General features: G+C 67.6%; 25 protein-coding genes, 1 tRNA gene and 1 pseudogene. 18 read left to right on the forward strand and 9 right to left on the reverse strand.

Going from position 1 to position 26,677, the window contains the following annotated elements; translation table 11 throughout:
• Window positions 1-14: 14 nt before the first annotated feature.
• The 5 genes from D7V88_RS17840 (at window position 15) to D7V88_RS17860 (ending at window position 5,291) form a co-directional block, all read left to right on the forward strand.
• A complete protein-coding gene (locus D7V88_RS17840; protein ID WP_244238216.1) occupies window positions 15-1,217 on the forward strand; it encodes a CapA family protein in 1,203 nt (400 codons plus the stop codon).
• Window positions 1,218-1,500: 283 nt separating this feature from the next.
• On the forward strand, window positions 1,501-2,592 hold the full coding sequence (gene prfA / locus D7V88_RS17845) for a peptide chain release factor 1 (RefSeq protein WP_120541850.1): 1,092 nt from the start codon (window positions 1,501-1,503) through the stop codon (window positions 2,590-2,592).
• Window positions 2,589-3,452 carry a peptide chain release factor N(5)-glutamine methyltransferase gene (prmC, locus tag D7V88_RS17850; RefSeq protein ID WP_120541851.1) on the forward strand — a complete coding sequence of 288 codons (864 nt, stop codon included), beginning with the start codon at window positions 2,589-2,591 and terminating at the stop codon, window positions 3,450-3,452. Before prfA ends, prmC begins: the two co-directional genes overlap by 4 nt.
• 39 nt (window positions 3,453-3,491) lie before the next feature.
• Window positions 3,492-4,763, forward strand: a complete 1,272-nt coding sequence (gene murA / locus D7V88_RS17855; RefSeq protein WP_120541852.1) for a UDP-N-acetylglucosamine 1-carboxyvinyltransferase — start codon at window positions 3,492-3,494, stop codon at window positions 4,761-4,763.
• Between the two features lie 132 nt (window positions 4,764-4,895).
• A complete protein-coding gene (locus D7V88_RS17860; RefSeq protein ID WP_120541853.1) occupies window positions 4,896-5,291 on the forward strand; it encodes a TFIIB-type zinc ribbon-containing protein in 396 nt (131 codons plus the stop codon).
• Window positions 5,292-5,324: 33 nt separating this feature from the next.
• Here D7V88_RS17860 and D7V88_RS17865 read toward each other — a convergent pair whose 3' ends face one another.
• Complete coding sequence (locus D7V88_RS17865; RefSeq protein WP_244238213.1) at window positions 5,325-6,170, reverse strand: discoidin domain-containing protein; 846 nt, start codon at window positions 6,168-6,170, stop codon at window positions 5,325-5,327.
• A 198-nt stretch (window positions 6,171-6,368) separates the two neighbouring features.
• On the opposite strand from D7V88_RS17865, the gene D7V88_RS17870 reads away from it, so the two are divergent.
• The 10 genes and pseudogenes from D7V88_RS17870 (at window position 6,369) to D7V88_RS17905 (ending at window position 15,477) form a co-directional block, all read left to right on the forward strand.
• Entirely contained in the window at window positions 6,369-8,300 is a 1,932-nt protein-coding gene (locus tag D7V88_RS17870) for an ABC transporter substrate-binding protein (protein ID WP_208726343.1), read from the forward strand.
• 43 nt (window positions 8,301-8,343) lie between these two features.
• Window positions 8,344-8,538: pseudogene (locus D7V88_RS45505) on the forward strand (Imm5 family immunity protein); the annotation flags it as partial.
• Between the two features lie 41 nt (window positions 8,539-8,579).
• Window positions 8,580-8,732 (forward strand): hypothetical protein, encoded by a 153-nt coding sequence (locus tag D7V88_RS43055; protein WP_158625097.1) that lies wholly within the window; start codon window positions 8,580-8,582, stop codon window positions 8,730-8,732.
• Window positions 8,732-8,896 (forward strand): Imm5 family immunity protein, encoded by a 165-nt coding sequence (locus D7V88_RS17875; RefSeq protein WP_120541856.1) that lies wholly within the window; start codon window positions 8,732-8,734, stop codon window positions 8,894-8,896. The genes D7V88_RS43055 and D7V88_RS17875 overlap by 1 nt, the downstream gene beginning before the upstream one ends.
• Window positions 8,897-9,043: 147 nt before the next feature.
• Complete coding sequence (locus tag D7V88_RS17880; RefSeq protein ID WP_158625098.1) at window positions 9,044-9,883, forward strand: phospholipase D-like domain-containing protein; 840 nt, start codon at window positions 9,044-9,046, stop codon at window positions 9,881-9,883.
• A gap of 60 nt (window positions 9,884-9,943) precedes the next feature.
• Window positions 9,944-10,207, forward strand: coding sequence for a hypothetical protein (locus tag D7V88_RS17885; RefSeq protein WP_208726345.1), 264 nt, complete (start codon window positions 9,944-9,946; stop codon window positions 10,205-10,207).
• Between the two features lie 88 nt (window positions 10,208-10,295).
• Window positions 10,296-10,368: transfer RNA gene (locus D7V88_RS17890), tRNA-Gly, on the forward strand.
• A gap of 199 nt (window positions 10,369-10,567) precedes the next feature.
• Window positions 10,568-11,668 carry a hypothetical protein gene (locus D7V88_RS17895; protein WP_244238214.1) on the forward strand — a complete coding sequence of 367 codons (1,101 nt, stop codon included), beginning with the start codon at window positions 10,568-10,570 and terminating at the stop codon, window positions 11,666-11,668.
• 224 nt (window positions 11,669-11,892) lie between these two features.
• On the forward strand, window positions 11,893-14,217 hold the full coding sequence (locus D7V88_RS17900; RefSeq protein ID WP_147448765.1) for an SGNH/GDSL hydrolase family protein: 2,325 nt from the start codon (window positions 11,893-11,895) through the stop codon (window positions 14,215-14,217).
• 165 nt (window positions 14,218-14,382) lie between these two features.
• Window positions 14,383-15,477 (forward strand): helix-turn-helix transcriptional regulator, encoded by a 1,095-nt coding sequence (locus D7V88_RS17905; protein ID WP_120541861.1) that lies wholly within the window; start codon window positions 14,383-14,385, stop codon window positions 15,475-15,477.
• A 60-nt stretch (window positions 15,478-15,537) separates the two neighbouring features.
• Here the strand turns inward: D7V88_RS17905 and D7V88_RS17910 are convergent, their stop codons facing one another.
• Both D7V88_RS17910 and D7V88_RS17915 read right to left on the reverse strand, forming a co-directional pair.
• Entirely contained in the window at window positions 15,538-16,248 is a 711-nt protein-coding gene (locus D7V88_RS17910; protein ID WP_120541862.1) for an iron-containing redox enzyme family protein, read from the reverse strand.
• Between the two features lie 75 nt (window positions 16,249-16,323).
• The gene (locus tag D7V88_RS17915; RefSeq protein WP_120541863.1) at window positions 16,324-17,136 is read right to left on the reverse strand and encodes an N-acyl amino acid synthase FeeM domain-containing protein; all 813 of its coding nucleotides are present in this window, start codon (window positions 17,134-17,136) and stop codon (window positions 16,324-16,326) included.
• A 231-nt stretch (window positions 17,137-17,367) separates the two neighbouring features.
• On the opposite strand from D7V88_RS17915, the gene D7V88_RS17920 reads away from it, so the two are divergent.
• A complete protein-coding gene (locus D7V88_RS17920) occupies window positions 17,368-17,865 on the forward strand; it encodes a hypothetical protein (RefSeq protein ID WP_120541864.1) in 498 nt (165 codons plus the stop codon).
• Window positions 17,866-17,917: 52 nt separating this feature from the next.
• On the opposite strand, the gene D7V88_RS17925 is transcribed toward D7V88_RS17920, so the two are convergent.
• From D7V88_RS17925 to D7V88_RS17935, 3 genes are all read right to left on the reverse strand, one after another.
• Window positions 17,918-18,694, reverse strand: a complete 777-nt coding sequence (locus D7V88_RS17925) for an SDR family NAD(P)-dependent oxidoreductase (protein WP_120541865.1) — start codon at window positions 18,692-18,694, stop codon at window positions 17,918-17,920.
• Entirely contained in the window at window positions 18,694-19,368 is a 675-nt protein-coding gene (locus tag D7V88_RS17930) for an SDR family oxidoreductase (protein WP_120541866.1), read from the reverse strand. Before D7V88_RS17930 ends, D7V88_RS17925 begins: the two co-directional genes overlap by 1 nt.
• Window positions 19,369-19,539: 171 nt before the next feature.
• On the reverse strand, window positions 19,540-20,766 hold the full coding sequence (locus D7V88_RS17935) for an MFS transporter (RefSeq protein ID WP_208726347.1): 1,227 nt from the start codon (window positions 20,764-20,766) through the stop codon (window positions 19,540-19,542).
• A gap of 298 nt (window positions 20,767-21,064) precedes the next feature.
• Between D7V88_RS17935 and D7V88_RS17940 the strand changes: the two genes are divergently transcribed.
• Window positions 21,065-22,045 carry a hypothetical protein gene (locus D7V88_RS17940; RefSeq protein ID WP_147448766.1) on the forward strand — a complete coding sequence of 327 codons (981 nt, stop codon included), beginning with the start codon at window positions 21,065-21,067 and terminating at the stop codon, window positions 22,043-22,045.
• Between the two features lie 38 nt (window positions 22,046-22,083).
• Here the strand turns inward: D7V88_RS17940 and D7V88_RS17945 are convergent, their stop codons facing one another.
• Window positions 22,084-23,157 carry a hypothetical protein gene (locus D7V88_RS17945; protein WP_120541869.1) on the reverse strand — a complete coding sequence of 358 codons (1,074 nt, stop codon included), beginning with the start codon at window positions 23,155-23,157 and terminating at the stop codon, window positions 22,084-22,086.
• Window positions 23,158-23,276: 119 nt separating this feature from the next.
• Between D7V88_RS17945 and D7V88_RS17950 the strand changes: the two genes are divergently transcribed.
• Entirely contained in the window at window positions 23,277-24,311 is a 1,035-nt protein-coding gene (locus D7V88_RS17950) for a PA0069 family radical SAM protein (protein WP_120541870.1), read from the forward strand.
• Between the two features lie 7 nt (window positions 24,312-24,318).
• On the opposite strand, the gene D7V88_RS17955 is transcribed toward D7V88_RS17950, so the two are convergent.
• Both D7V88_RS17955 and D7V88_RS17960 read right to left on the reverse strand, forming a co-directional pair.
• On the reverse strand, window positions 24,319-24,567 hold the full coding sequence (locus D7V88_RS17955; protein WP_120541871.1) for a GlsB/YeaQ/YmgE family stress response membrane protein: 249 nt from the start codon (window positions 24,565-24,567) through the stop codon (window positions 24,319-24,321).
• Between the two features lie 30 nt (window positions 24,568-24,597).
• Window positions 24,598-26,677, reverse strand: a 2,080-nt coding sequence (locus tag D7V88_RS17960; RefSeq protein WP_244238215.1) for a M13 family metallopeptidase, incomplete at its 5' end; no start/stop codon positions are given.

A 26,677-nucleotide genomic window follows, 5' to 3' on the forward strand; every position in this document is an offset into this window, starting at 1 on the left:
CTCCGCCCCCTGGGCTGGAGACGCCGCCCGCCTCCGGAGGCCCTGGAACGGGCCCTAACAAGGACGACTCCGGCGGGTCCGATACAGGACACCCCACTGCGACCACCCCCGAACAGCCGGGCACCCTGGCGCCCGTCCGCCCGGTGACGCTGGTCGTCGGCGGCGACGTGACGGTGGGCCACCACTACCAGACGTACTTCGATGAACAGGTGGGCAAGGGCCGCTCGCGCGAGGAGATGTACGCGTACGGCTTCCGCGAGGTGAAGCCCATCGCGGACTCCGGCGACCTGTTCGTCGTGAACCTGGAGTGCCCGTACACGGACAGCGCGGAGAAGCTGCCCAAGAACTTCAACTTCAAGGCGCGGCCGGAGCTGGTGAACGTGCTCAAGGCCGGCAACGTGGGCGTGGTCAGCCTCGCCAACAACCACATGATGGACTACGGCGCGCAGGGGCTGCTGGACACGCTCACGACGCTGGAGGCCGCGGGCGTCCCCTTCTTCGGCGCGGGGAAGAACCTCGCGGAGGCGCGCCGCCCGGCCATCCTGACCGTGGGCGGTCTGCGGATCGCGTTCCTGGGCTACTTCTTCCTGGGCACCCGCAACATCGAACCTCGGCAGGTCTACGCCACGGAGACCACACCGGGCGTGGCCGGGCACTTCTCCGACGTGGAGGTGATGGAGCGGATGATGGTGGAGGACATCACCGCGGCGAAGGCGCAGGCGGATCTGGTGCTGCCCTTCTTCCACTGGGGCATCGAGGGCAACACCACCCCTGAGCCGTACCAGGTTCGGCTCGCGCACGCGGCCATCGACGCGGGCGCGGCGGGCGTGCTCGGCAGCCACCCCCACGTGCTCCAATCCATGGAGCTGTACCGGAACGCGCCGGTGGTCTACTCGCTGGGCAACTTCGTGTTCGGCGGGAACTGGAACCCCCGGGACAAGCGCAGCGTCCTGTGGAGGGCGCGCTTCGGCTCCACGGGTTATCTGTCCAGTGACGTGCTGCCGCTCAGGACCGACCGCTATCCGGAGTTTCCCGTCCAGCCGGTGCCCGTGACGGGTGCCGAGGCCGAAGGGGTGATGACGCTGCTGCGCACCGCGTCGGAGGTGCCGGGACGGGGGTTGGAGCGGATGCTGCCCGCGTTGAACCCCTCGGAAGCCGGTGAGTCAGGGGCAGGGGCCCGGCCGCCCCCCTCCTCGGATGTCCGAGGGGGGGAGTAGCCTGGGTGCTACTTGTTGTTGCGCTGGCCGCGCTTGAAACGGTTGCGGCGGCGCTTCAACTGCGCCTTCCGCGTCTTGGCGCGGTTGGCGAGCTTCTTCTTGGAACGATTACCCTTCTGTGCAGGCATGATCGAAGGCTCCGTGTTGGGCGTGAATCGGGCCGCACCGGGCGGCGACGGGGGGCGTTCTTACATCCCCATGCCCAGACGGCCAAGGTTTTCCTTGACGCCCACGGCCCTTGCCACGGGGCGGCCAAAGGGGCAAGACGCCCCGGGACCCACGCATGATTGACAAATTGGAAGAGGTCGAGCGCCGTTTCGAGCGGCTCACGGCCGACCTGTCGAACCCCGAAATCCTCGCCGATACGGCGAAGCTCCAGAAGGTCTCCAAGGAGCGCGCCGCCCTGGAGCGGCTGGTGGAGACGTTCCGGGCCTACCGCAAGGTGCTGGCGGATCTGTCGGAGGTGGAGACCTGGCTGGCCAGCTCCGACCCCGACGAGAAGGCCTACGCCCGCGAGGCCCTGCCCGCCCTGAAGGAACAGCGCGAGGTGCAGGAGTCCGCGCTGAAAATCCTCCTGCTGCCCAAGGATCCCAATGACGAGAAGAACGTCATCCTGGAGATCCGCGCGGGCGCGGGCGGCGACGAGGCGGCCCTCTTCGCCGAAGAGGTCATGCAGATGTACCTGCGCTATGCGGACCGCAAGGGCTGGAAGGCGGACATCCTGGACATGAGCGCGGGCAACGCAGGCGGCGTGAAGGACGCCACCGTGACGCTGTCCGGCGACGCCGTGTTCAGTCAGCTCAAGTACGAGTCCGGTGTTCACCGGGTCCAGCGCGTGCCGGCCACGGAGACGCAAGGGCGCATCCACACCTCCACCATCACCGTGTCGGTGATGCCGGAGGCGGAGGACGTGGACGTGCAGATCAACCCGGCGGACATCGAGATGCAGGTGATGCGCTCCACGGGCGCCGGTGGCCAGAGCGTGAACACCACGGACTCCGCGGTGCGCCTCATCCACAAGCCGTCCGGCATCGTGGTGAAGTGCCAGCAGGAGAAGAGCCAGGGGAAGAACCGCGCCATGGCCCTGCGCATGCTGCGCGCGAAGCTCTATGACATGGAGCAGGAGCGCATCCGCAACGAGCGCGACTCCATGCGCCGCGGGCAGGTGGGCACGGGCGACCGCAGCGAGAAGATCCGCACGTACAACTTCCCGCAGGACCGGCTCACCGACCACCGCATCGGCCTCACCGTGCACAACCTGCCCGCCATCATGGTGGGCAACGTGGACGACGTCATCACCGCCTGCCGCACGCACTACCAGGCGGAGGCCCTCAAGGCGCAGACGGGCAGCGGGCGCCCCTCCGGCGAAGCATGAGCGACGTCTGGACCATCCGCCGGGTCCTCACCTGGACGACGCAGCACTTCGAGAAGCGTCAGGTGGACGCGCCCCGGCTCACGACGGAAATCCTGCTGGCGCACGTGCTCAAGACGGGCCGCGTGCGCCTGTACGTGGACCTGGACCGGCCCCTGGCGAAGGAGGAGCTCACCGCGTTCCGCGCGCTCATCGAGCGCCGCCTCGCCGGAGAGCCCACCAACTACCTGACGGGCACGAAGGAGTTCTACAACCGGCCCTTCAAGGTGGATGCGCGCGTGCTCATCCCCCGGCCGGAGACGGAGCTGCTGGTGGAGGCCATCCTCCACGCGGTGCCCAAGGACGCGCCCTCGAAGGTGCTGGACGTGTGCACGGGCTCCGGCTGCATCGCCATCAGCGTGGCGGCCGAGCGCCCCCAGGCCACCGTGTTCGCCACCGACCTGTCCCCGGACGCGTGCGCGCTGGCGAAGGAGAATGCCCAGGCGCTGGGTGTGGCGGACCGCGTCTTGGTGCTGGAGGGCGACCTGTTCGGGCCCCTGTCCCCGGACGCGAGATTCCAGGTGGTGGTGTCGAACCCGCCGTACATCGACTCGGGCGACATCGCCGGGCTGTCGGCGGAGGTGCGCCGCGAACCCCGGCTGGCGCTGGATGGCGGGCCGGATGGCCTGACGGCGTTGCGGCGGGTCATCCAGGGCGCCCGGCGGGTGCTGGAGCCTGGCGGACTGCTTGCATTGGAGATGGGGGAGACCCAGGGAAGCGCCGTCCTGGAGCTCCTGCGGGCCGCGGGGTACGCGGACGCGCGTGTGGAGAAGGACCTGGAACGGCGTGAACGCATGGCGTTCGGGACACAGCCCGCGGCCTGACGGCCACAGGGCCGAGGCTGGGAAGAGGCACGGGAAGACATGGACAAGATCGTTCTGAAGGGTGGCACCCCGCTGCACGGTGAGGTGGAGGTGTCCGGCGCGAAGAACGCGGCGCTGCCCATCCTCGCCTCCGCGCTCCTGGCGGAGGGCACCACCACCTTCCGCAACGTGCCGGACCTGGCGGATGTGAAGACGATGCTGGCGGTGCTGCGCACGATGGGGTGCGAGGCCGAGCGGCTGACGGGCAAGAAGGCCGACACCTGTGAAATCAGCATCACCGGGGACATCACCCCGGAGGCGCCCTACGACCTGGTGAAGACGATGCGCGCCAGCATCCTGGTGCTGGGGCCGCTCGTCGCGCGCTTCGGCCGGGCGCGCGTGTCCATGCCGGGAGGGTGCGCCATTGGCGCGCGGCCCATCGACCAGCACCTGAAGGGCTTGAAGGCGCTGGGCGCGGAAATCCACCTGACCGAAGGGTACGTGGAGGCCCGGGCGAAGCAGCTCAAGGGCGGCATGGTCAACTTCGACGTCATCACCGTCACCGGCACGGAGAACGTGATGATGGCGGCGGTGCTCGCGAAGGGCCGCACGGTGATGGAGAACTGCGCGCGCGAGCCGGAGGTGGAGGAGCTGGCGCGGGTGCTCAACAAGATGGGCGCGAAGGTGGAGGGGGCGGGATCGTCCGTCATCACCATCGAGGGCGTGGAGTCCCTGAACCCCGTGGACCACGCCATCCTGCCGGACCGCATCGAGGCGGGCACGCTGCTGGTCGCGGCGGCCATCAGCGGGGGCAACGTGCTGGTGAAGCACGCCCGGCCGGAGCACCTGGACGCGGTCATCGACAAGCTGCGCGAGTCGGGCTGCACCATCACCGCCGAGGGTGGCGGCCTGCGCTGCAAGGCGCCCAAATCGCTCAAGTCGGTGAACATCACCACCACGGAGCACCCGGGGTTCCCCACCGACATGCAGGCGCAGTTGATGGCGCTGATGACGGTGAGCCACGGCACGTCGGTCATCTCCGAGAACATCTTCGAGAACCGCTTCATGCACGTGCCGGAGCTGCACCGGCTGGGTGCCGACATCACCATCCAGGGGCACACCGCGGTGGTGAAGGGCGTGAAGGGCCTGAGCGGCGCCCAGGTGATGGCCACCGACCTGCGGGCCAGCGCGTCGCTCATCCTGGCCGGCCTCCGGGCCGACGGGCAAACCGAGGTGAGCCGCGTCTACCACCTGGACCGGGGGTACGAGCGCCTGGAGCGGAAGCTGCGCGGCCTGGGGGCGGACATCCGGCGGGTGAAGGAGCGGGCCTGAGCCCTGGGGGCTGGTCGAACGCCCGTTGCCAACAGAAGCAGCCGCATGGGTTGCATCCGAATTTTTGGGCGACCTATCATTCTCCATTCACCGGGGAGCATCGCTCCCCTTTTCAGGAGAATGAGCCGCCCCATGGATTGCCCCGCTGGTTGCGACGTCGAAATGGCTGATCTCGAGGGAGATCACGAGACGTTGCGGGAATGTAAAGAATGCGGCGGGCTGTGGATCAACGTCGCGGACCTCAACCGGATCCTCCTGCACAACAACCTGCTCGGGCTCGAAGGCCAGGGCGGCAAGGTGGACGCGGAGGCCCTGACCGGTAACTGCCCGGACTGCAAGGTCGACCTGGTACGGGTCGACGGCGGCGACCGGCAGCACCCCCTGCACTTCGACTCCTGCGAGTCGTGCGGCGGCATCTTCCTGGAGTCGGAGTTCGCGGACGCGGCCGACGCCAAGCAGGCGGAAGCGAAGATCATCACCTTCTTCCGCAACTTCGACGCGAAGCGGAAGACCCGGGCCGCCATCTAGCCGGCCGACGCCCGGGCCCTGTTCCGGGTGTCGTCAGGGATGGCTGCGGAAGTCGCTCCCCCACTCCTCGGGGAGCGCACCCTTCAGCGACAGCGAGGCGGACGCCTTCGGCCCCTCTTCGGCCTGGCTCCGCTCGAAGGCCACTGGCACCCTGCCCTTCTTGGGGATGTCCAGCGTCACGCGGCCGCCGGACACCGTGTAGGTGCCGGTGACGACCGTGGTGGGCTCGGGCGTCTCCAGGGGCTCCAGCGAGAAGCGCCAGGTGCCGTCCACGAAGAAGGACAGGAAGCGCTCCGGGGCGCCTTCATGGCCGCCGAACCACGTGCCCAACAGCGGCGCCACTCGGGCTTCGTACTTGAAGCGGGTGGCGAGCGCGGGCGCGTTGAGGGGCTTGCCGCCCGAGTAGAGGACCAGGTCGGTGATGCACACCGGAGCGCCCTCCTTCGTGCCGGGGAAGCGGTCCGCCACCTCCAGGACGAAGCGCGCGCCGAACAGGGGCTGCGTCAGGGGCACCGCCTGCAGGCCGCGCTTGTCCTGCACGGTGACGCTGCGCGAGGCCTCCACGCTGGTGAGGGTGAACTTGCGCACCCGGCCGTTGGCCTTGAAGGCGTCGCGGGAGGTGCCGTCGCCCGTGTAGACGCGCACCTCGTCCAGGGTGACGGGCTCCTTGAAGCCGATGATGACGTGGGCGGGCTTCTCCCCTTCGGCGCACCACGCGGTGGTGTCCCGGCCATCCAGCAGGTTCAGGGGCGAGTAGTGCTCCGGACGCGCATCCTTCTCCACGTAGGCCTCCGCCTGGGCGTACCCGGGCGCGGCCGGCGCGGCGGCGAGGACGGAGGGAGCGGCGAGCAGCAGGGAGGCCACGGACAGGCTTCGCATGGGGCGCATCTTGGATCGTCCCTGGCCCGGGGCTCCAGTCCAGGTGCGCACCTTCCGCCGTCACCGGACACCGCCCCCCCTCGATTCCACCCGGGGCCCTTCCCGGGGGCCTGGATGAAAGCGCCCCGGCGCGGGTTGGGGGTGCTTGACACCCGGACACCCCCGGGCCGACAAGGCGAAGCGACCGAGGAGGAAGACGTGAATCGACGTTGGGGCTGGGTCTGTGTGCTGGGGCTGGGTCTGGGGGTGGCCGCCTGCAAGAAGGACGTCCCGCAGGAAGTGGATGCGGGCGTGGTGGAGACGGGCCCGGCGGCGCTCACGGAGCAGGAGCCCAATGAGCGTCCCGACCAGTCGCTGGCCGTCACGCGCGACAGCGTGGTGACGGGAGGACTGGCGGCGGAGCCCAACAAGCTGGACGAGGACTGGTACCGGCTGGCACCGGGCGCGCCGCGCATCGCGGACGTGACGGTGTCCGGCCTGCCGGGCGGGGACATCAAGCTGGATGTCTACGACCAGGACCGCAACCGGCTGGTGGGCGTCAACAGCGACGGCGAGGGCAAGGGCGAGCGCCTACCCAACCTCTTCGTGGAGAAGGAGCGCTGGGTGGTGGTGTCGCCCGTGCGCAAGGGGATGGGCGGGGCCTACACGCTGGAGGTGAAGTACCGCGCGCCCAACGACGGCGAGGAGCGCGAGCCCAACGACCGCGCCGTGGACGCCGCGGCCCTGCCGCTGGGGCAGACGGTGACGGCGTTCCTGGGGCACTCGGGGGATGAGGACTGGTACCGGGTGGAGCTGCCCGACACCGGCACGCCGGGCGGTGAGGTTCCCGCGCAGGCTCCGGGAACGCCTGCTCCGGGGGCACCAGCCCCCACGGGCGCGGCGGTGCCGCCTCCGTCCGTGCCGGACGAGACGCCGGTCATCGACGACAGCACGGCGCCCTCCCCGGAAGGCACCTTCGCGGGCAGAGAGCCTCCCGCCACGCCTCCGGCGAATCCGCCCACGCCCGCCGGGGAGCTCGCCGGTGAGGCGGCGGCTTCGGCGGTGGTGGATGCGGGCGTGGCGCTGCCGCCCGAGGTGCCGTCGGTCGCGCTGAAGATCGAGCTGTCCGCCGTGGAGGGCGTGCGTCCGGAGATCTCCGTGCTGTCCGCCGCGGAGGCGCCGCTGTTCACGCTGCAGGGCAAGGAGGGCGAACCGCTGGCGCTGCGCAACATCGGCGTGCGCGCGACGGACCGGGTCGTCTACCTGGTGGTGAAGGGCGGCTGGGTGGGCACAGGCAAGGCGCAGCGGCGCACGTTCAACGCGCAGGTGCCCTACACGCTGACCGTGTCGCAGGAGGAGGCGGGGGCGCACGCGGAGCTGGAGCCCAACGACGAGCTGCTCAAGGCGACGCCGCTGACGAGCGCGGGCTACCGCGAGGGCTTCCTGTCGCCCAAGTCGGACGTGGACCACTACGTGCTGACGACGCGCGAGCCGGTGCTGGCCAAGGTGGAGCTGACGGGCGTGGACCGCCTGGACCTCACGCTGTCCATGGTGGAGCCGCCGCAGGGAGACGGACAGAAGGAGACGGTGCTGCTCAAGGCGAACGACGGCGCCCTCAAGGAGCCGGAGCGGCTGAACAACGTCGCGTGCACCGGCACCTGCTACTTCCGGGTGGAGGGGTCCTTCCGCAAGGTGGACGGCAAGTTCGTGAAGGACTTCGAGAACGCGGAGCAGCCCTACCGCATCACCGTCACGACGGTGCCGGACAACGGCAGCGAGGAGCGGGAACCGAACAACACCGCCGAGCGCGCGCAGGACCTGGCGATGGGCAAGGCGGTGCGCGGCACGGTGTACCCGGCGAAGGACGTGGACTACTTCCGGGTGGACCTGTCCGACCGGCCGGTGCGCACGTCCCTCACCGCCACCCTGCTGGGCATCCTCAAGGTGGACGTGGGGCTGTACCTGCACCGCGTGCAGCCGGACGGGAAGCTGACCCTGGTGCAGACGTCCGACCGCGCCAAGGGTGACCAGCCAGAGACCATCCGCTACAGCGCCGAACCGGGCGTCTACCTCTTCGAGGTGCGCGATGCGCGCAACCGCGAGGCCAACTTCCAGGACTCGTACCAGTTGACGGTCGAAGAGGGGGAGTAGCCCCACGGGAAGCGACGTGAACGAAGCCGGAACCCAGGAGGTGATGAACCGCCTCCTGGAAGAGGCCGGTGGCATCGTCGCCACCGCCAGCGATCATGACCTGCCGTTGGGGTTGCGTCGGCGCATCTGGAGGGCCCTGGGGCCGACGGGCCTCCAGGGGTCTGGCCATCACCGGCGGGTGGAGTTGACCCGCGTGAGTGCCCTGCGGGTCCTTCCGCTGTGGAGTGCTCGGTATCCGAAGGACTGCACCCGTGGCGAGCCCTGGCGGCAAGCCAAGCCGTGCTTCACGGGACGATGGAGACCTCCGAAGCGGAGCAGCTCTGGAGCACCTGCTGGGAGCACGTCGTCGAACGATCCTACGGCGAAGGCGAGGACACCTCCGCGTCCGCTGCCGCGTTCAGCTCGGTGCAGGTGCTCAAGACCGCCTTTTGATGGATGAGTTCGGGCTGGAGGCCCCCATCCACGAGGACTCCCGGGACGACACCCTCGACGCGGACGACATGGATGCAGCGCTCTTCGCCGCAGCCGCGGAAGCGGGCGGTGCGCCCTGGGATGCGTCCGCGAACGTGGAGCGTCGCAAGCTCTTCTGGCGGTAGTGGCTCACATCCGCAGTGCCTTCCGTCACCGGGAGCTCCTCCTCCCCCCAGGTCTGACCGGACCGCATCGCACTGTCATTGGACAGGCATGTCGCCGTGAATCCTCGTGTTGGTACGCTGGCTTCGCACCGTTGCCAGGAGAGCACGTTGGCCGAAGCGGGACCCAGGCAGGCGAGGATTGCCATCCTCAATCCATCAGACATCCAGACGCATCTCTTCCGCCTCATTGATGAGGCGGAGCGACGCATCGTGCTCGTCAGCCCGTACGTGCGCATCGACAAACTGCGCAACCTCGTGCGCTACATCCAGAGCGCACTGAAGAGGAAGGTGCAGGTGTCGCTGTTCGTGCGGGTGAAGGATTTCAGCACCGGCAATGAAGACGTGATGGCTTCTGAAGCGCTGGCGCAGTTGCGTCAGGACGGGCTGGACGTTCAGGAGCTGAAAGACCTTCATGCGAAGATCTACTTTTCAGAGAAGCACGCCCTCATCACGTCGCTCAATCTCCTCGAGTCCTCGTTCAACAACAGCATCGAGATTGGCACGTGGCTCCTCGCGGGAACTCCCGAATACGAAGCCGTCGCCACGTTCCTGAAGAGGGAGATCGAACCCACGGCCACCAAGGTCGCGGCCCCCGCAATCTCGCCAGCCCCCTCCCCGCCGACGCAACCATCCGAGCCAATCGCTCCGAAGCGCCCACCGCGAGCCGCCTCGACCCGAGAGAGCCGTCCTCCACCCAAGAGTGACGACATCGTCATCTTCGAGGGAGGCCACTGCATCCGCTGTGGCGATGAACTCGACTTCAACATGGACAGGCCGCTGTGCCGTGACTGCCATGGCGTCTGGAAGCAGTACGGGGCCAAGGACTATCCCGAGAAGTTCTGCCACGGGTGCGGAGCGCCGAAGAAGACCTCCGTGGCCAGACCGCTCTGCTCCCCCTGCTTCAAGGAGCTGCCTGCCATCCTCGACGATGAAGACATTGCGTTCTAGGAACCGGGGGAGACGCGCATGAAGAGGTTGTGGTGTTGGCGATGCCAGCAGGAGATGCCGATGCTGGACGAGGTGGAGTTCGCGGAAGTCGCGCGCCTCTATGGCGGAGCCTTCCGCACGACGCCGCCGGGGCAGCACTCCGTCAACGAGCGCTTCGCTCCCGTCACGCTCGCGTATGAGCGGATGACGGGCTGCGTGGGCTGCCACCCCAACGCGGTGATGCACCACCGCATCTCCATGTACGGCCCCCCGTGCACCGCCTGCGGCAAGCCGCTGCGCACACCGCAAGCCCGGTACTGCGCCGCCTGTGGAAGCACCCGCTAGCAGGGCCTCCACCCCGCCAGCGAACAGGGCCTGATTCTTCCCGTTGACAAGGCAGGGCCTCGCCCCTACTTTGGGCCTCGCTTCGCCTGCGGTGGTAGCTCAGTTGGTAGAGCACGAGCTTCCCAAGCTCGGGGTCGAGGGTTCGAATCCCTTCCGCCGCTCACTCGTAAAGGCCGGTAGTTCCTGAGGAAACCCAGGACTACCGGCCTTCGTTTTTCCGGGCCTCGGCTCCCCTTTTAGCGTCGAACAATTCGCGAAAGGCCAGGATCCGACCTGACATGGGCTCCCGCTGCGCTCCGCGCGGCCCCCTCCAGAATCCGGGAGCACTCCATGGTCCACGCCGCTGGTTTCCCTCGTCGCATGACCCGCTGGGCAGGCCTCGCCCTGTTGCTGGGGGGCACCCTCACGGGCTGTGCTCCGCCAGAGACCGAAGCCTTGTTACCCGGTGAACCCGAGGCGGCCCTGGACTCGCAATCCCAGGCGCTGTCCTATCCCAACGGGAGCAGCCGCACGGTGGTGTCCCGGCGCGTCGTCTACAAGGACGCCTCTGGCGCCTACCAGCCAGCACCGGGCTTCGAGCAGTTCCGCGCGGCCGGCGCCTCCGACAGCACGCTCCACACCATCCGCATCGCCCAGGTGGAGGCCCCGAGCGTGCGCGAGGCCCTCGTCTTCATGACCGCCGGGCAGAAGATCTCCAGCAGTGGCCACTCCAGCGGCGTGACGGGCCAGTCCTCCAACTGGGACGCGACCTGTGACAGCGTCTCCTGCCCCAATGTGCTCCTGGATGGCCGCTCCCTGGCCATGAAGCTCAACGCCCTGGGCTGGTTTCCCCCGGGCAGGACGCAGCTGTCCGTGGTCAACGACAACAACTTCGACCACCTGTTCGACAGCGACACGAAGCAGCGGATCGTCAACGGGTTCGCCAAGTGGCTCCAGGCCCAGGTCCGTCCCGAGACGCGGTCCATCTACCTGGCGGGCAGCTCCCGCGGCGGGTGTCTGGTGATGCGCATGGCGCAGGCGCTGCGCGCCAACACGGCGCTGGATGGCATCGAAATCTATGTGTCGTCGTTCGACGGCGTGTGCAGGAACAGCCAGGGCGAGCTGGGCACGCAGGACACCAAGATCAACAACCCCGTGCGCCCCTGGGGCACGTTCTACGGCGCCTGGGCCACCGACCTGTCCGCGCAGTTCCCCCGCCGTGCCCGGCTGCACCTGTACCAAGTGGTCGGAGGCCAGGAGGTCGTGCCGGCCGCCGGCATCCGCGCCTTCTCCGGGTACTCGGGCACCACGCCTCCGTCCACGGGCACGAACCTGGACTGGGGTTGGTACAAGCAGACCTGGGTGAAGTGGCAGCACAAGGAGATCGGCAACCCGTACACGGACCCGAGCGCGTCGGATCAACCGCTCGCCGTCTCGGAGACGATTGACGCGCAGCTCACCTGGCTGGACGGCCTGCTGTAGCGGGCCCGACGCGTTGGCGGAGCGACTTCCGGACCTGACCGGCTCACGGGCCTGTCCGGCCGCTTCGCCCCACGCTGGATGCGATTGGCGGCATGAGCCTGTCGCTTCGCTTCAGTTGACGGTAACCCTTGGGAACACGCCGCGTCCGCGGGGTGACGGTCGTGCCCGTTGGAAGCGCGGCTCCGACCGACCCGACGGCTCCCTTCCGTCACCTGGAGTTCTTCATGATGCGTCGATTCGTGTCTTGCCTTCTACCCGTCGCCACACTGGTGCTGGGAGGCTGCGGCTCCAAAACCGTGGACACGCCGCCGGAAGCGGCGGTCACCACGACCGGGCAGGGCCTCACCGAGCCATACAATCCACTGCCCTCTGGCATTCAATGGACCCAGTCATCTCGCTTCGCGGGAGCGGAGCGCGAGGACGCGCCCTACCTTCGCCCTGAGTCCAACAATGGCTATCACGCCGAGTTGAATGGTTGTCCCCCCGGAATAGAGGATCCGGTCCAGGTCCTCTATGGCATGAGCTTCACCTGGACCATCGACGGCACGACCATCAACATGGGCGGTATCTGCTTCCTCCCCCACTTCTTCCCCACCCAGGGTGCCCATGACGTGCGCCTGACGGTCACCGGCATGAATCCTGTCGTTGGACATCCGGCGCTGGTCGCGGAGTACCAGCGGTTCGTGACGATCCGTGACTACCTCATCGTCAGCCTGGGCGACTCCTATGGCTCGGGCGAAGGGGCTCCGGACACTTCGGCGAACTGGGACAACGACCAGGGGCCGGTCTGGGCGAATTCGCGGTGCCACCGTTCCTTCAAGTCTCCCGCGGCCCGGGCGGCTCTGGCCCTGGAGCAGAGCGACCCTCACTCCTCCGTGACCTTCCTGTCGCTGGCGTGCTCTGGAGCGACCATCCAGCGGACGACCTATGCGGATGAGAACTGGGACGGAAGTGGTTTCTGGAGCATCTTCGACGGCTTCGCCACCAGCGCCGACGGGCCAGAGGGCGGCTCGGGGATGCTCGGCGGCTACGTAGGCATCGAGCCCCCGGCCTACTCGTACGGAGCCTGGAATCCCGAGGACTACATGCCCTCGCAGCTCGACCGGCTCGCGGCCCTGGTGGGCAACCGCCCCATCGACGCGCTCGTCCTCAGTGCCGGCGGCAATGACGTGGGCTTCGGCGACATCCTCCGGTTCTGCGTCGTGCATACGAACTGCCATCAGGACAATGACGGACAGAAACTGCGCTCCAAGGTCGACGGGCTCAAGGCCGCCCTGCCCTCGAGCTACGACGCACTGCAGGCGCGAATCAAGCAGGAGGGGCTCGATGTGCGGAGCACGTACCTCATGGAGTATCCGGACTTCGCCCGCGGCAACTCCGGGCAGACCTGCTCCTCCATCCTGGAGGAGACGAACCTCTACGCCGGTACGGGGATGGATGTCTCCTACGGGGAGCTGGTGTACCTGGATGGCTATGTCCGGGTGCCGCTGCTGAGCATGATGCAGGAAGCCGCCGCACGCCATGGCTGGAACTATGTGTCTGGCATCTCCGACGCGTTCGCGGGTGTCGGCAGTGGCGTGGGCCACGGGTTGTGCGCCTCTCCCAGCAACCGCTGGGTGAACAATGGATACGACGCATCCTCGACACAGGGGCCGGACGGAAGTGAGGAAAAGACCACGGGCACCGCGCATCCCAACGAGACGGGCTACGCCGTCATGACGGTCTTTCTCCAGGAGAAGATGGATGACACCCTGCCCGCCCTGCCTCGGGTGGGTATCCTGAAGGCGGACGGCGCCGCGGAGGTGCAGGAGGGTGGCGCCAGCTCCAGTTGGGTCCACCAGAGTGGTGACATCAAGGCGGTGGCCCTGTCTGGCAGCCGCATCGGCGTGCTGAGACAGAACGGCGACTTCTACCTGAAGGACGGCGCCCTCACCGAGCTGTGGAATCTGGTGACGGGGGATGTGGCCTCCATCGCGCTGTCGGGCAACCGCATCGGCATCGTCAAGACAGACGGCCAGGCCTACGTGAAGCAAGGCGCCTGGGACGCAGCCTGGGTCCTGATGAGTGGTGACGTCGCGGCCATCACTCTCGCGGGCAACCGCGTGGGCATGCTGAAGCAGAATGGCCAGTTCTACCTGAAGGACGGCGCCCTCACCGAGTTGTGGAATCTGGTGACGGGGGATGTGGCCTCCATCGCGCTGTCGGGCCAACGCATCGGCATCGTCAAGACGAACGGCGACTCCCACGTGAAGGAAGGCGCATGGGACGCGGCCTGGGTCGCGCAGGTGTCCAGCAACAGCAAGGCCATCGCGCTGACGGAGAACCGCGTGGGCGTGCTGAAGCTGAACGGTGAGTTCGTCCTCAAGGAGGGAGCCCTCACCTCGTCGTGGAACCTGGTGACGGGTGACGTCCAGTCCATCTCCCTCGCGGGCAAACGCATTGGCATCGTCAAGACGGGCAACCTTGGGTACGTGAAGGAAGGCGCCTGGACCGAGCTCTGGGACTGGGAAACCACGAACACCACGCAGCTCGTCCTGGCCACACCGTAACTCAAACGCCGCCCAATGGACGCCCCCAGTGGCATCCAGGCCATGGGCAGGCCTGGATGCCACTGTCAATCCCCCGGAAGAGTGAGGGACAGGTATTCAGTCCGTGCCTATGGATGAGAAGGCGTCACGTGCAAGACTGCGGCGCGGCCAACCACGGGAGGGCGGATGTCCGGTTCACTGAAGCTCACGACCCACGAGCACATGCTCAGGGACAGTGTCATCACGGCGCTCAACAGCTCCCTGTCCTTTCCCCAGGTCCTCGAAGCCACGCGAGCGCCCCTCCTCGAACTCGCGCCGTCCGACTCCCTGGCCCTGTGCCTCATGCGGACCACGCCGGTCCTCGACTTCCAATGGCTGGTCCCGGGCTACTCCATCCCCCTGCTTGAGCAGTACGCCAGCGTGTCCGACCATGACTTCGTCCGGGCCCCCATCTTCGCCCAGCCCAACGTGGTCCTCCGCGATGACGAGATGCTCCCCCGCAAGGAGTATGAACACAGCCTCCTCTACCAACGCAGCCGGGAGCTGGGGTTGGGCCTGGATCACGTCATGGCCGTCCTCCTGCCCATCCGCCCCGACTTCCTCGGCGCCTTCGCGCTCTACCGGACCCGGCGACGCTCCTACTCCTCCCGGTGCGCCGCCGTCCTCTCCAGCATCACCGCGCACCTGGTGAACGCGGTGCGCAACTGCAGTGACGTCCAGGCCATGACTACCGGCGCCCACCTCCTGGAAGAGCTCCACAGCGGCTCCGACACCGCGTATCTCGTCGTGGAGCCTTCTGCCCGCCTGGTGAAGCGCTCCAGGCACGCCACGGTCCTCCTGGAGCGGTGGTTCGCGCCCTCCGACCGCCACTCCTCCGGACTCCCCCTCCCCCTCAAGGAGCGGCTGGATGCCCTGGTTCGCATGGACGCGGATGCACGGCTCGACAAGAACGTCTGGGTCTCTCTCCAGGCGGATGGCTACCGCACGGTCCGGTTCATCGAACTGCCCGCCAGCGAAGGTCCTCGGCAATGGGCCCTCCTGATGAACGAGATCCCCATGTCCATCCCGCTCCCCGTGGACATGCGGAGCAAGCTCACCGCTCGCGAGGCTGAAGTCGCGATGTACATGCTCCGCAACTGGAATCACGAACAGATCGCCGATGAGCTCGTCATCGCCGTCGGTACCGTGGATACCCACGTGCGACACATCCGCGACAAGCTGGGCATCGACAGCCGCGCGGACCTCCTCTACCAGGCCGCCCGCCTCAACAAGCCCGTCTGAAAAGACAGGCGCGCCCCCACGTCCGGACGGGGAGCGCTCCCCTCTTGCTTGCGATTGTCCCTACTTCGCGAGCAGGTGACCGGAGGGGGTGCCCTCCCGGAAGATGCCCGGGTAGATGCTCCGGGTGGCCCGGGCCGAGAAGAGGATCGCCGCCTGCTCCTCCGGGTCCGTCAGCCCCTCCAGGATCCTCGCCATCTCCGCCACGTGGTCTCCGTCCAGCGCCCCGTGGCTGCGCAGGAACGTCACCGACTTGTGGATGTTGGGAATGGCAGCCGTCGCCAGCAGCCGCTCCGCCCCCACGCCCGCCCGCGTCTGCGACAGGTACTCCAGCACGTACGCGGTCCCCAGCACCGCCGTCGGCACGCCCGAGCGCGACGTGAAGAAGTTCCACCCCGTATAGGCATCCACCGCCGGACTCCGCCGCGCCGTCTCCACCTGGTCATGGTGCCATCCCAGGTTCTTCAGGTCCGACAGCAACCACTTCTCGTGGCCCTGCTCCTCGCCCGCCTTCTGGATCAACAGCTCCGCCAGCTCCGGGTGCCGCCCCGACTGCTTCAACCGCTCCCCCGCCTCGCCGAGGATCGGCGTGCTCCAGCGGGCATAGTGATACGTCTGGATGAGGTAGTGGGCATAGCCCTCCGCGTCGATGGTGCCATTGAAGACGCGGCGGGCGTCGGGGTGCGCATCCACAGCCGCCACCAGCCCGCGCGCCTCCTCGTCCAACAGCGCCACCCACTGCGTCCCCGCCTGACTCTCCGTCTGTGTTTGCACGTACGTCTCCTGTCCGGGGTGCCATGGGCTCCCGGTTGCTGTGTGTTGAAGGTGAAGGGAAGGAAAGAAACCGCCTCAGGCCTGGTCGGCGGGGCGCGCGGCGTTCTCCAGCGCGAGGAAGCGCGCCACGGAGTCCACCGGAACTTCATTGAGCGTGATGATGAGCGGCAGCGTGAACCACTGGAAGTACGTGTCGAAGAGCGGCTCCGCGATGAAGCGCGCCCCCAGCGACCTGGCGAAGAGCGCTGGCGCCCGGGGCATCCGCAATCCGTCCAACGCCCCCTGCTCCGCCTTCGCCCGCTCCTCCGGCGTGTAGAAGGGGCTGCGGGGCTGTGACGGGGCCTGCCACGGGTCGGGGACGGACACCCGCCAATGCGGGCTCAGCCAGCCACGGGAGGCCGCCACCTGCCACGACAGCAGCGCGTCCTCGCGGGAGTCCGTGTCCAGGTTCGCGGACGCGATCCAATGCGTCACCCCGCGCCGCAGGCTCTCCACGTACATGCCCGCCTGGAGGCACGTGACGACATCGGCGCGCCGCCACGACTCCAGCACGCAGAAGCGCGAGGGCTCCGCGATCACCATCTCCGGCCGGATCACCCCGGAGAGGTCCACCCGCTGCTCCAGGTCGATCCCCACCGTCCCGCCCAGGCTCGCCGCCATCTCAGGGTTGGGCAGCAACAGCCGCACCGTCGCCACGGGCTCGGTGTCGGCATAGACGACCACGTGCACCGTGGTGTCGAGCGTGTCCAGGCTCGTCACCTCCCGCCGCGACGTCGACGGCTGACCGGACAGCAATCCCAACTCTCCGCCGAAGACAGCCCAGCGGATGCGAGCCGCGTCATCGATTTCCCGCTGCGTGGTGGCGACACGCCAGTGCATGCACGTCATGGGTCTTCTTCTCCCGGTAGCGAAGCGAGGCCGGCGTCACGCCGCCTGCACACGTACATTCGCCGCCGATAACCCGAGTTCGAGCACGTGCTGCGTTTCCCAGCCCCCGCCCTGGCGCAGGATCCCACCGGTTCGAAGAACGCCCAGGTCCCGGCGCACTCCAGGGCCGGGCACGGACAGTGTCTGGAGTGGAGCCAAGGCGCGGTGAAGGCCCCCGCGTATCCTGGAGCAATGAACGCGCTCGCCCTGCTCACCCTGATCGTCCCGGCCACGCCGGAGGATGGCTCTCCACAGCCCTGGTTCACCGTGGGACCACTGCTGAGCGTGAGCCGCCGCCAGGAGGACACCGCCTGGGGCGTGGGACTGGAGTCCACGCTCAACGTGGCGATGCACAACAACAGCTCGCAGTCCTTCAAGTCGGGCGCGGTGGGCGTCTTCGGACAGGCCCAGTGGATGGACGGCGACCACGCGCGGCTGTGTGGCGGAGTCCAGGGCACCTTCCTGTTCCTCGGCCTGGAGGCGGGCGTGGCCCACGAGACGGGGACGGCGGTCCATCAGGCCACGACGTCGCTCCACCTGGCGCCCTTCCTCAGCTTCGTCTACGGCTCCGTGGGCGTCCGATTCAGCGTCCCGTTCGAGGACGGGGGGCAGCGGATGGGCCGCATCCCGTATGGCCGGGAGGTCGGTCTCACGCTGACGCTCAAGAAGCCCTTCTCTCCCATGCTCTGACGCCCCAGCGGCGTCCTCCATGCCCGGAGTAGGAACCTTGAAGGGGCCCGCATCAGAACGAGGGCAGGTCGGAGGCCAGATGCGACGACAGCCCACCGTCCATCACCAGGCTGCTCCCGTTGACATAGCCGCCGAAGGGCCCGACGAGGAACGCCACCAGGCCCGCCACCTCCTCCGGCGTTCCGAAGCGCTTCGCGGGGATTCTCTCCAGCAGCCGCTCGCGTGAGGCGGGGGGCGCATTCGCCAGCATCTCCGTCTCGATGTAGCCAGGACAGACCGCGTTGCAAGTGATGCCGTAGGCCCCCCACTCCGCGGCGATGGCCTTCGAGTAGCCCACGATCGCGTGCTTGGTGGCCGCGTAGGTGGAGGACTGTGCGCCCCCAAAGAGGCCCATGATGGACGCGATGTTCACGATGCGTCCGTACCCTTCGGCCTTCATGCGAGGCAGCGCCCAGTGACACAGGTTGCGCACGCCCTCCACGTTCACGCCGAACAACAGGTTCCACTCGGCGACGCTCACCTCGTCCACGCGATGAAACGGCCCTCCGATTCCTGCGTTGTTCACGATCACCCGGGGCACGCCCAGCCGCGCTTCGAGCCGGTCGAGCGCTGATGTCACGGCGTCCTGGTCCGCGACGTCGCAGGCCAACGGCCATGCGCGTCCCCCGGCCGCGCTCAACTGCTCCTGGAGCTGTGCCAGCGCGACAGCGTCGCGAGACAGCAGGGTCACCTCGAACCCGTTGCGGGCCAGCACGGTGGCGATGGCCGCGCCAATCCCTCGGCTGGCCCCCGTGACGACGGCGACAGGGGCCTTCGACTGCGTTTCCATCAGAGGACTCCGCGGGGCGGGAGGAGGCGGACCTCGTCGACCCGCACGTTCAGGGGCTTGATGGCGATCTCCCAGATGCACTGGGCCACGTCCTCCACGGAGAGCATGTCAGCGGGACTGAACTCCGGCCGGGATCTCCAGAAGGAGGTGTAGACGGCCCCCAGGGACAGAAGCGTGGCGCGGATGTCGAACGCCTTGCCCTCCTCATTCAAGACGCCAGTCAGCCCACGAACCCCATGCTTGGTCGCGGCATAGGCCCCGTTCATGGGGAGCGTGAGGTGGTCGCTCACGGACCCGATGTGGATGATCCGACCACCGCCTCGGGACTTCATCCGCCGGAAGGCCTCGCGCGCGCACAGGAACGTCCCCGTCAGGTTCACGTCGAGGCACCTCTGCCAATCCGCGAGGGACGTCTCGTGGACGGGCGTGAAGACTCCAACGCCCGCGCAGTTCACCAGGACCGAGAGGGGGCCCTCCAGCCCCGCCTCCGCCCTGTCGAACAGCGACCTCACGGAGTCCTCGCGGGTGACATCCACCCGCAGCGTGTCCGGGGTCTCCGTCGTCACGTCATCCGCGGCGCACAGCACGCGCAGGCCCTCCGCACGCAGCTTGTGGGTGACGGCGCGACCGATGTCGCCAGTACCTCCGACGACCATGACATTCCGAATGCTCAAGCGCCGTGCCTTTCCCCTGGGTTCGTTCTCGCGAGGCCCACGGCCTGACGCCATGGACGCGCCCTGGATGATGCCAAAGCCGGGCCGGAGGGCTCAGCAGTTCTTCGAAAGGCCTGACGGAATGGATTGGGCGATACGGAAGTGAGCCCTTCGAGACGGTTGAAGGGCCGCTCAAGACTGCGGTGCTTCCTCCAGCTTCCCCTGGGGGTCCGCCGACGCCATCAGCCAGATGGCGAAGCCGCCCAGCGCCAGGGCACAGCCCACCCATCCCGTGGACGGCCAGCCCAGTCCAGCCGCCACGGCCATGCCTCCGAGCCACGGCCCCACCGCGTTGGCGACGTTGAAGGCGCTGTGGTTCAGCGCGGCGGCCAGCGTCTGCGCTTCACCCGCCACGTCCATCAGCCGCGTCTGCAACACCGAACTGAGCCCGCCTCCGCAGCCCACCAGGAAGACCACGGGCGTGATGGACCACAGGTGCGCGGTCGCCATCGGGTACAGCGCGAGCGAGGCCGCGCTCCACAGCAGCAGACCGCCCGCCGCGCGCATCTGGAAGCGATCCGCGGCCCAGCCCCCGAACAGGTTGCCCACGGTGAGCCCCACGCCAAACACACCCAGCACCGCGGGAATGACCTCCGCGCGGACACCCGTCACCGCGAGCAGCGTGGAGGCCAGATAGGCGTAGACCGCGAACATGCCTCCGAAGCCAACGGCCCCGATGCCCAGCGTGAGCCACACCTGACGACGCTTGAGGGCACCCAATTCGCGCAGGGGGCTGGCTTCCGGATGGGGCGGATCCTTCGGCGCCAGGGCGAAGACCAGGACCATGGTCAGCACCGCCAGCACCGCGACCGTGGCGAAGGTCCAACGCCAGCCGAGCAACAGGCTGAGCGTGTTGGCGAACGGAACCCCCATCACCGTGGCGATGGTCAGTCCCAGCAGCACACGTGAGACGGCCTGGCTGCGACGCGCTCGCGGCACCACGGAGGCCGCGACCAGCGCAGCGACCCCGAAGTAGGCGCCGTGCGGCACCCCGCTCAGGAAGCGGAAGACAAGCATCCAGCCGTAGGTCGGCGCCAACGCGCTCAAGCCGTTGGCGACGGCGAACAGGGCCATCAAGGCAATCAGCAGGATGCGACGGGACATCCGCGCGCCCAGCACCGCCAGCACCGGCGCGCCGATGACCACGCCCAGGGCATAGGCGCTGATGACATGTCCGGCGGTCGGCTCGTCGATGTGAAGCCCCGCCGCGAAGGCGGGCAGGATGCTCATGGACGCGAACTCGGTCGTCCCGATGGCGAAGCCGCCCATCGCCAGCGCGAACAGGGTGAGGCCCGCATGCGGGGCACGCGTCGTCCCGGGGAGTGCTGCGTCATCGATGCGAAGGTCGTGTCCAGCCACGCGGTCTCTTTCGACGGGTTGTTGTCGCCAGCGGAGGACCCTATCCCGTTCGTCCCCTGGTCCCAGGAGCAAAGCGGCGACCGGGCGGCCTTGCGCTGAAGCGCGCAGGCCCCTTCCTCGAAGCAAGAGATTCCACGGCCCTCGCGTCACGACGCCGAGCCCGGGTGGAAACGAACACCGCCGAATGCGCTCTGTCCGGTTCGTGTCCGTCCGCGTGGCGGTGTATTACGAGGCTCGGCACTCAACCTGCGGCGTGCTGGCCGGAGTGAATGGCCCACGCCGCTCAAGAGGCGACACCATGGCTCTGCTGGAAGTCAACTACACGTGGTTCGGTCCCCCGACTTTCGACGCGAGGGACTCCGGCGGACCGAAAGCCCTGATGCAGGCTCGCAGTGACGCGCAGGCCTCGGGCTACGTCATCAACTTCTGGTGTCTCGACGCGCACGTCTGGGCCTACCGCAACTACTTCAAGGGCTCGAACTTCAGCGTCCAGAATCGCGAGAAGCTCGAGGTGCGAGGCATCGAGACGTTCCTGAACAAGAACGTCGGCGTGCGCCGCGGCAGCCGGAGTGGCCTGCTGCAATCGGGCTTCAACTGGGTGAAGTCCAGCTTCAGTTGGGACATCGACCTGGTGGTCAAACACATCATCGAGACGTCCATGGGAGCGGCCGCCAATTCAGCCACGCGGATCCGTGAGATCGTCAATGCCAAGAACGTCTGGTCGCTGTACACGATGTACAAGGTGGGCGGGTACGCGATGGACACGGGCGTCGGGCCCGGCGTCGGCGGCGCGGTGAGCCTGCGCGACTACACGACCTTCAAGGTCCCCGCAGCGGGCCCGGGCCGCATCGAGGATGCAATTGCCATCGCGCACGCGAACGCTCCTCACAAGTATCTGAGCGACCGCTGCTCGGCCATGACCGCGGGGGTGGCGGGCTACTTCGATGTCGCCCGTGACCAGCCGGCCCCCCACGTGGATGTCTGGACCCTGTTCAGCCCGGCGGGACATGCCAAGGTGACCCGGGCGCTCGAGTGGTACATCCGGTTCTGGTACAGCCTGGAGGAGGTGAAGGCGAAGCCCGACTCCACGGAGGAGTACAAGGACCTGTGCCGCCACGGCATCATCTCCGCCGTCATGACCGCCATCACGCACGACGACAACGGCAGATGTCTTGATGGCGTTGACAGGAATTGCCTGTGGCCCGCCGAGCTCACCGGAGCCGACGCTGGCGTTCCGGAGCTCAAGACCCGGAAGACATATTACGGCTCGCACCGCTGAGACGCACCTCGCCCGGCGTTCCCATTCCGAAGGCCAACTCAATTCTTTGAGAGGATATTGATCGAGAGCGAGTCGATGTCCGGATACACGCAGGTGAACGCGGCGAAGAATTGATTGAATCTCTCGAAGCGATCGACCAGGGAGCTGCTCTCGAAGCGCCAGATGCCGTAGTTGGGATCAAAGAAGGAGAGGACGCCGTGGCCCATCAAGGGCGAGCGGGAAAAGAACACGCCCATGGTATGCTTGGGGATGGAGATGATAACGAACGCATCCTCGTTCTTGAGCTTGTTCTTGTACTTGATCATGGCATCAACGATCAGCCGCGCTGCCTCCAACCGCTTCTCGACCCCCTCCTTGTCCTCGCCGGGTTTGTAGCTCGCCCGGAGCCTGCCGGAGACGATCCGGTCATTCATGGAGAGGCGGTTGGCCTTGGTGGCCGATTTGGTGATCTTGCTCGCCACCAGTTGGTGAGCGTAGACCTCCCGCTGGCTGACTTCCGCCTCTTCCCAGATCTGCAGACGCCCCATGCGGGCATTCAACTGCTTGAACTTGTAGCCGAGGGGCTGCGCGGCGAGTACGTATCGCGCCCGCTGCTGCGTCCCCGCGTAGCCCTCCGGGTCGTAAGAACGGTCCAGAGGGGATTTTAGATCGCCTTTCTCGTTGACGAAGTTCAAGAACGCGGGGAGGCCCACCTGGGGGTACTTCGTCTTGAACTCTTCACGGAAGCCCTCGTATTTCTGTTTCGTCATGACCTTTGAGTAGTTCCGCTCCTGCGCCGGGTTGCCCAGGACCATGGCCATGAGCTGGTTCCGCATCCACGCGGCCATCTTGGCGTTTCGGCCTGCCACGTCCTTGGCGAAGAGCCAGGCATGGAAGTCGCTGTCGGGATTCTTCTCGAACTTCATCCGCAGCCACATGAGCACCAGCCCGAAGCAGACGCCATCCTTGACCAAGTCCTTGGAAGAGGAGGAGACGCCCGTGGTGAAGTCCTCCAATCCCTGGCAGAAGCCGCACTCCAGCGCTCCGCCATGCCTGATCGCGCACTTCGTGAGGTCATTGATGAGGGCGACTTTTTCCGCTTTGTAACGGGTCTGATACAGCTTCGCGTACACGGGCACTCTCCACGGAGGTCAACCCCTCATGCTACCGACCCGCAGGTTGACTTTCATCGGGCGGCGCCGTCCGCCTCGCGCGCCTTGACTGAACGCGCATTCAGTCGCACCGTGGGCGGGTGAAGCCCCGTCCCGTCGACAATCCGCCCAACCCGTGGGTGAGCACCGCGGTGGAGTACCTGGACGAAATCCCTCCGGCCCGGCTGGAGATCTACGAGGACCACAGCCGCTCGGTGGTGTCGAAGAACGACAGCCCCGACGTGTGCTTCACCTGGAGCGTCAACCCGTACCGGGGCTGCCTCCACGCCTGCGCCTACTGCTACGCGCGGCCCACGCACCAGTACCTGGACTTCGGCGCGGGTACCGACTTCGAGACGCGCCTCGTCGTCAAACCCCAGGCCCCGGAGCTGCTGCGCGACACCTTCGAGCGCCCCTCCTGGAAGGGCGAAACCGTCGTCTTCAGCGGCATCACCGACTGCTACCAGCCCCTGGAGGCTTCGCTGCGCCTCACCCGCCGGTGCCTGGAGGTCTGCGCCGAGTACCGCAACCCCGTGGGCATCATCACCAAGGGCGTGCTGATTGAGCGCGACCTGGACGTGCTCCAGCGACTCGCCGGTGAGGCCAGACTCACCGTGAGCATCAGCCTCCCCTTCCACAACGAGGAGCTGGCGCGCGCCATGGAGCCCCTGGTCGCCACCCCGAAGCGGCGGCTGGGCACCATCCGGAAGCTTTCGGAGGCCGGCATCGACGTGGCGGTGTCCGTGTCTCCCATCATCCCCGGGCTCAACGACGAGGACATCGCGCGGGTGCTCGCCTCCGCTCGCGAGGCCGGCGCCACGCGCGCGCACTACACGCTGCTGCGGCTGCCCGGTCCCGTGCAGCAGGTGTTCGAGGAGCGCCTGCGCACGAAGCTGCCCCTGCGCGCGGAGCGGGTGCTGCACCGCATCCGCGAGATTCGCGGCGGCAAGCTCACCGACAGCCGCTTCGAGCACCGCATGCGCGGCGAAGGCCTGTACGCACAGACCATCCACCAGCTCTTCGCGGCGTCGGCGCGCAAGGTGGGCATGCGCGCCTCCTCCGTCACGGAAAACGCGCCGGACACCTTCCGGCGTCCGACGCGTCTGTCCACCTCGCCCCAACTGTCGCTCTTCTAGGCGCGGGCTATTTCCGGATGGCTTGCAGGATGGACAACAGGATGACCGCGCCCACGGTGGCCACCAGCAGCGAGTACAGGTTGAAACCCGTCACGCCTGCGCCTCCGAAGAAGCTGAACACCGCGCCCCCCAGCATCGAACCCACGATGCCGGCGACGATGTTGGCGAACATCCCCATCCGGGCATTGGTGCCCTTGATGATGCTGGCCAGCCACCCCGCGATACCACCCAACACCAGCCACGAGCAGATTGACATGCCGTCCTCCCGGTAACAGAGCCGAAGCCCTTACCAGACCTCACAACGGTTCGCAGCGGGGGCGACCATCTTCGTCCCCGCCTGACAGGAGAACGCCTGCTGGAACTGCGGCAGGTTCGTCACCGGTCCGTTGACGCGCAGGAACGCGGGCGAGTGTGAGTCCGTCATCGCCCGCTGCCTCGCAGCCTCATTACGAATCTTCGAGCACCACGATTGCGCGTGCGCGAGGAAGAACTGCTGCCCGGGCGTGAAGCGGTACGACGTCGCCTTCGCCGCCTGGTCCGGGTGCTTCGCCAGGTAGGCCTCCATCGCCGCGTACGCCAGCTTGAGGCCGCCCAGGTCCGCCACGTTCTCCCCCAGGGTGAGCTTTCCGTTCACCTTCACCTCGTCCACCGCCGTGTAGCCGTCGTACTGATTGCGCACGCACGCCACGCGCTCGCGGAAGGCCTTGTCGGACGCCGGGGTCCACCACGTGCGCAGGTTGCCGTCCGCGTCGAACTGGCGGCCCTCGTCGTCGAAGCCGTGGGTGATTTCGTGGCCCACCACCATGCCCATGGCGCCGAAGTTCACCGGCGCCGCCGCGTCCCGGTTGAAGAAGGGCGGCTGGAGGATGCCCGCGGGGAACACAATCTCGTTGGTGGCCGCGTTGTAGTAGGCGTTCACCGTGGGCGGCGACATGAACCACTCGGCGAGGTCCACCGGCTGCCCCACCTTGCGCAACTGCCGCGCCTGTTCGAACGCGTCCGCCGCCAGGAAGCTGTCCAGGAACGAGTCGCGCTGAATCTCCAGGCCGGCGTAGCTGCGCCACTGGTCCGGGTAGCCAATCTTGTTGGTGATCTTCCGCACCTTGGCCAGGGCCTGCGCCCGGGTGTCCGCGTCCATCCACGAAAGCGTGCCCAGGTTGCGTTCGAAGGACTGCTCAATCTGCTGGACCATGTCCAGGGTGGTGGCCTTGCCCTCCGCGCCGAAGGTGCTCACGATGAAGGGCCGGGCGAGCGCGTGCGGCAGCGCGTCGTCGGTGGCCTCCACGCACTTCTTCCAGCGCGCCAGGTCCGCCTTCGCGCCGGTGAGCACCGTGGACTCGAAGCGGAAGAACTCGTCGCGCACCGCCTTGGGCAGCGCCGTCTGCACGCTCCTCACGAGCTGGTACGACAGGTACGGGCCCATGTCGGAGGGCCGCTGCTGGCGCACCAGCGCGGACACCTCCGAGAAGTACTTCGGCTGCGTCACGTTGAGCGCTTCGCCCGCGGGCAGCCCCACCTGCGCGAAGTACGTGTCCCACTGGAACGCGGGCGCCAGCTTCTTCAGGCCCTGGCGCTCCAGCCGGTGGTAGAGCTTCTCCGGCTCCCGCCGCTCCTCCTTGGCAAGCGCCGCCGAGGCGAGCCGCGTCTCGATGGCAAGGATGCCCGTGGCCTTGCGGCTGGCCATGAAGGGCGCGTCGCCCAACAGCTCGAACACCTTCTGCACGTGCGCCTGGTAGGCGGCGCGGGCCTCGCGCATCTTCACGTCGGGCTTCAGGTAGTAGTCCCGGTCCGGCATGCCCAGCTCGCCCGAGTCCACCATGGCGATGACCTGCGTGGAGTCCTTCAGGTCCTGATCCGACGTCACCCGGAAGATGGCGTTCACGTCGCGCGCGTGCAGCCACGCCACCGCCGACGCCACGTCCTGCGGGCTCTTGAGCGTGGTGAGCTTCTTCAGGTGCGTGCGCAGGGCGGGCAGCGACTTCTCCAACTGCGGCTCGTCCATGCACGCGCCGTAGTACGCGCCCAGCAGCGTGTCGTCCGGTGAGGCGTCGCCCTTGCCTTCCGCGGCGCGGGTGAGGATGTCGCGCAGCGCGGTCATGTTGCGCTCGGCGACGGTCTCGAAGCCCCGGCTCCAGCGCGCGCGCTCGGCGGGGATTTCCGTGGTCTTCAGCCAGCCACCGCAGGCGTAGGCGTAGAAGTCGTCACAGGGGTTGGCCGACGGGTCCATCACCTCGGCGTCCAGGCCGGGCGGCATCGGTCGCTCGCCCGGAGGGAGGGTGGAGGCAGCGGGCGCCGCGGGGGCGGTGCCAGGGGAAGGCTCGGCGGAGACGGCCACGGGGGCCGGCGAGGAGGCCCGGGACTGTCTC

It is taken from the genome of Corallococcus terminator, from assembly GCF_003611635.1.
Classification (GTDB): Bacteria; Myxococcota; Myxococcia; order Myxococcales; family Myxococcaceae; genus Corallococcus; species Corallococcus terminator.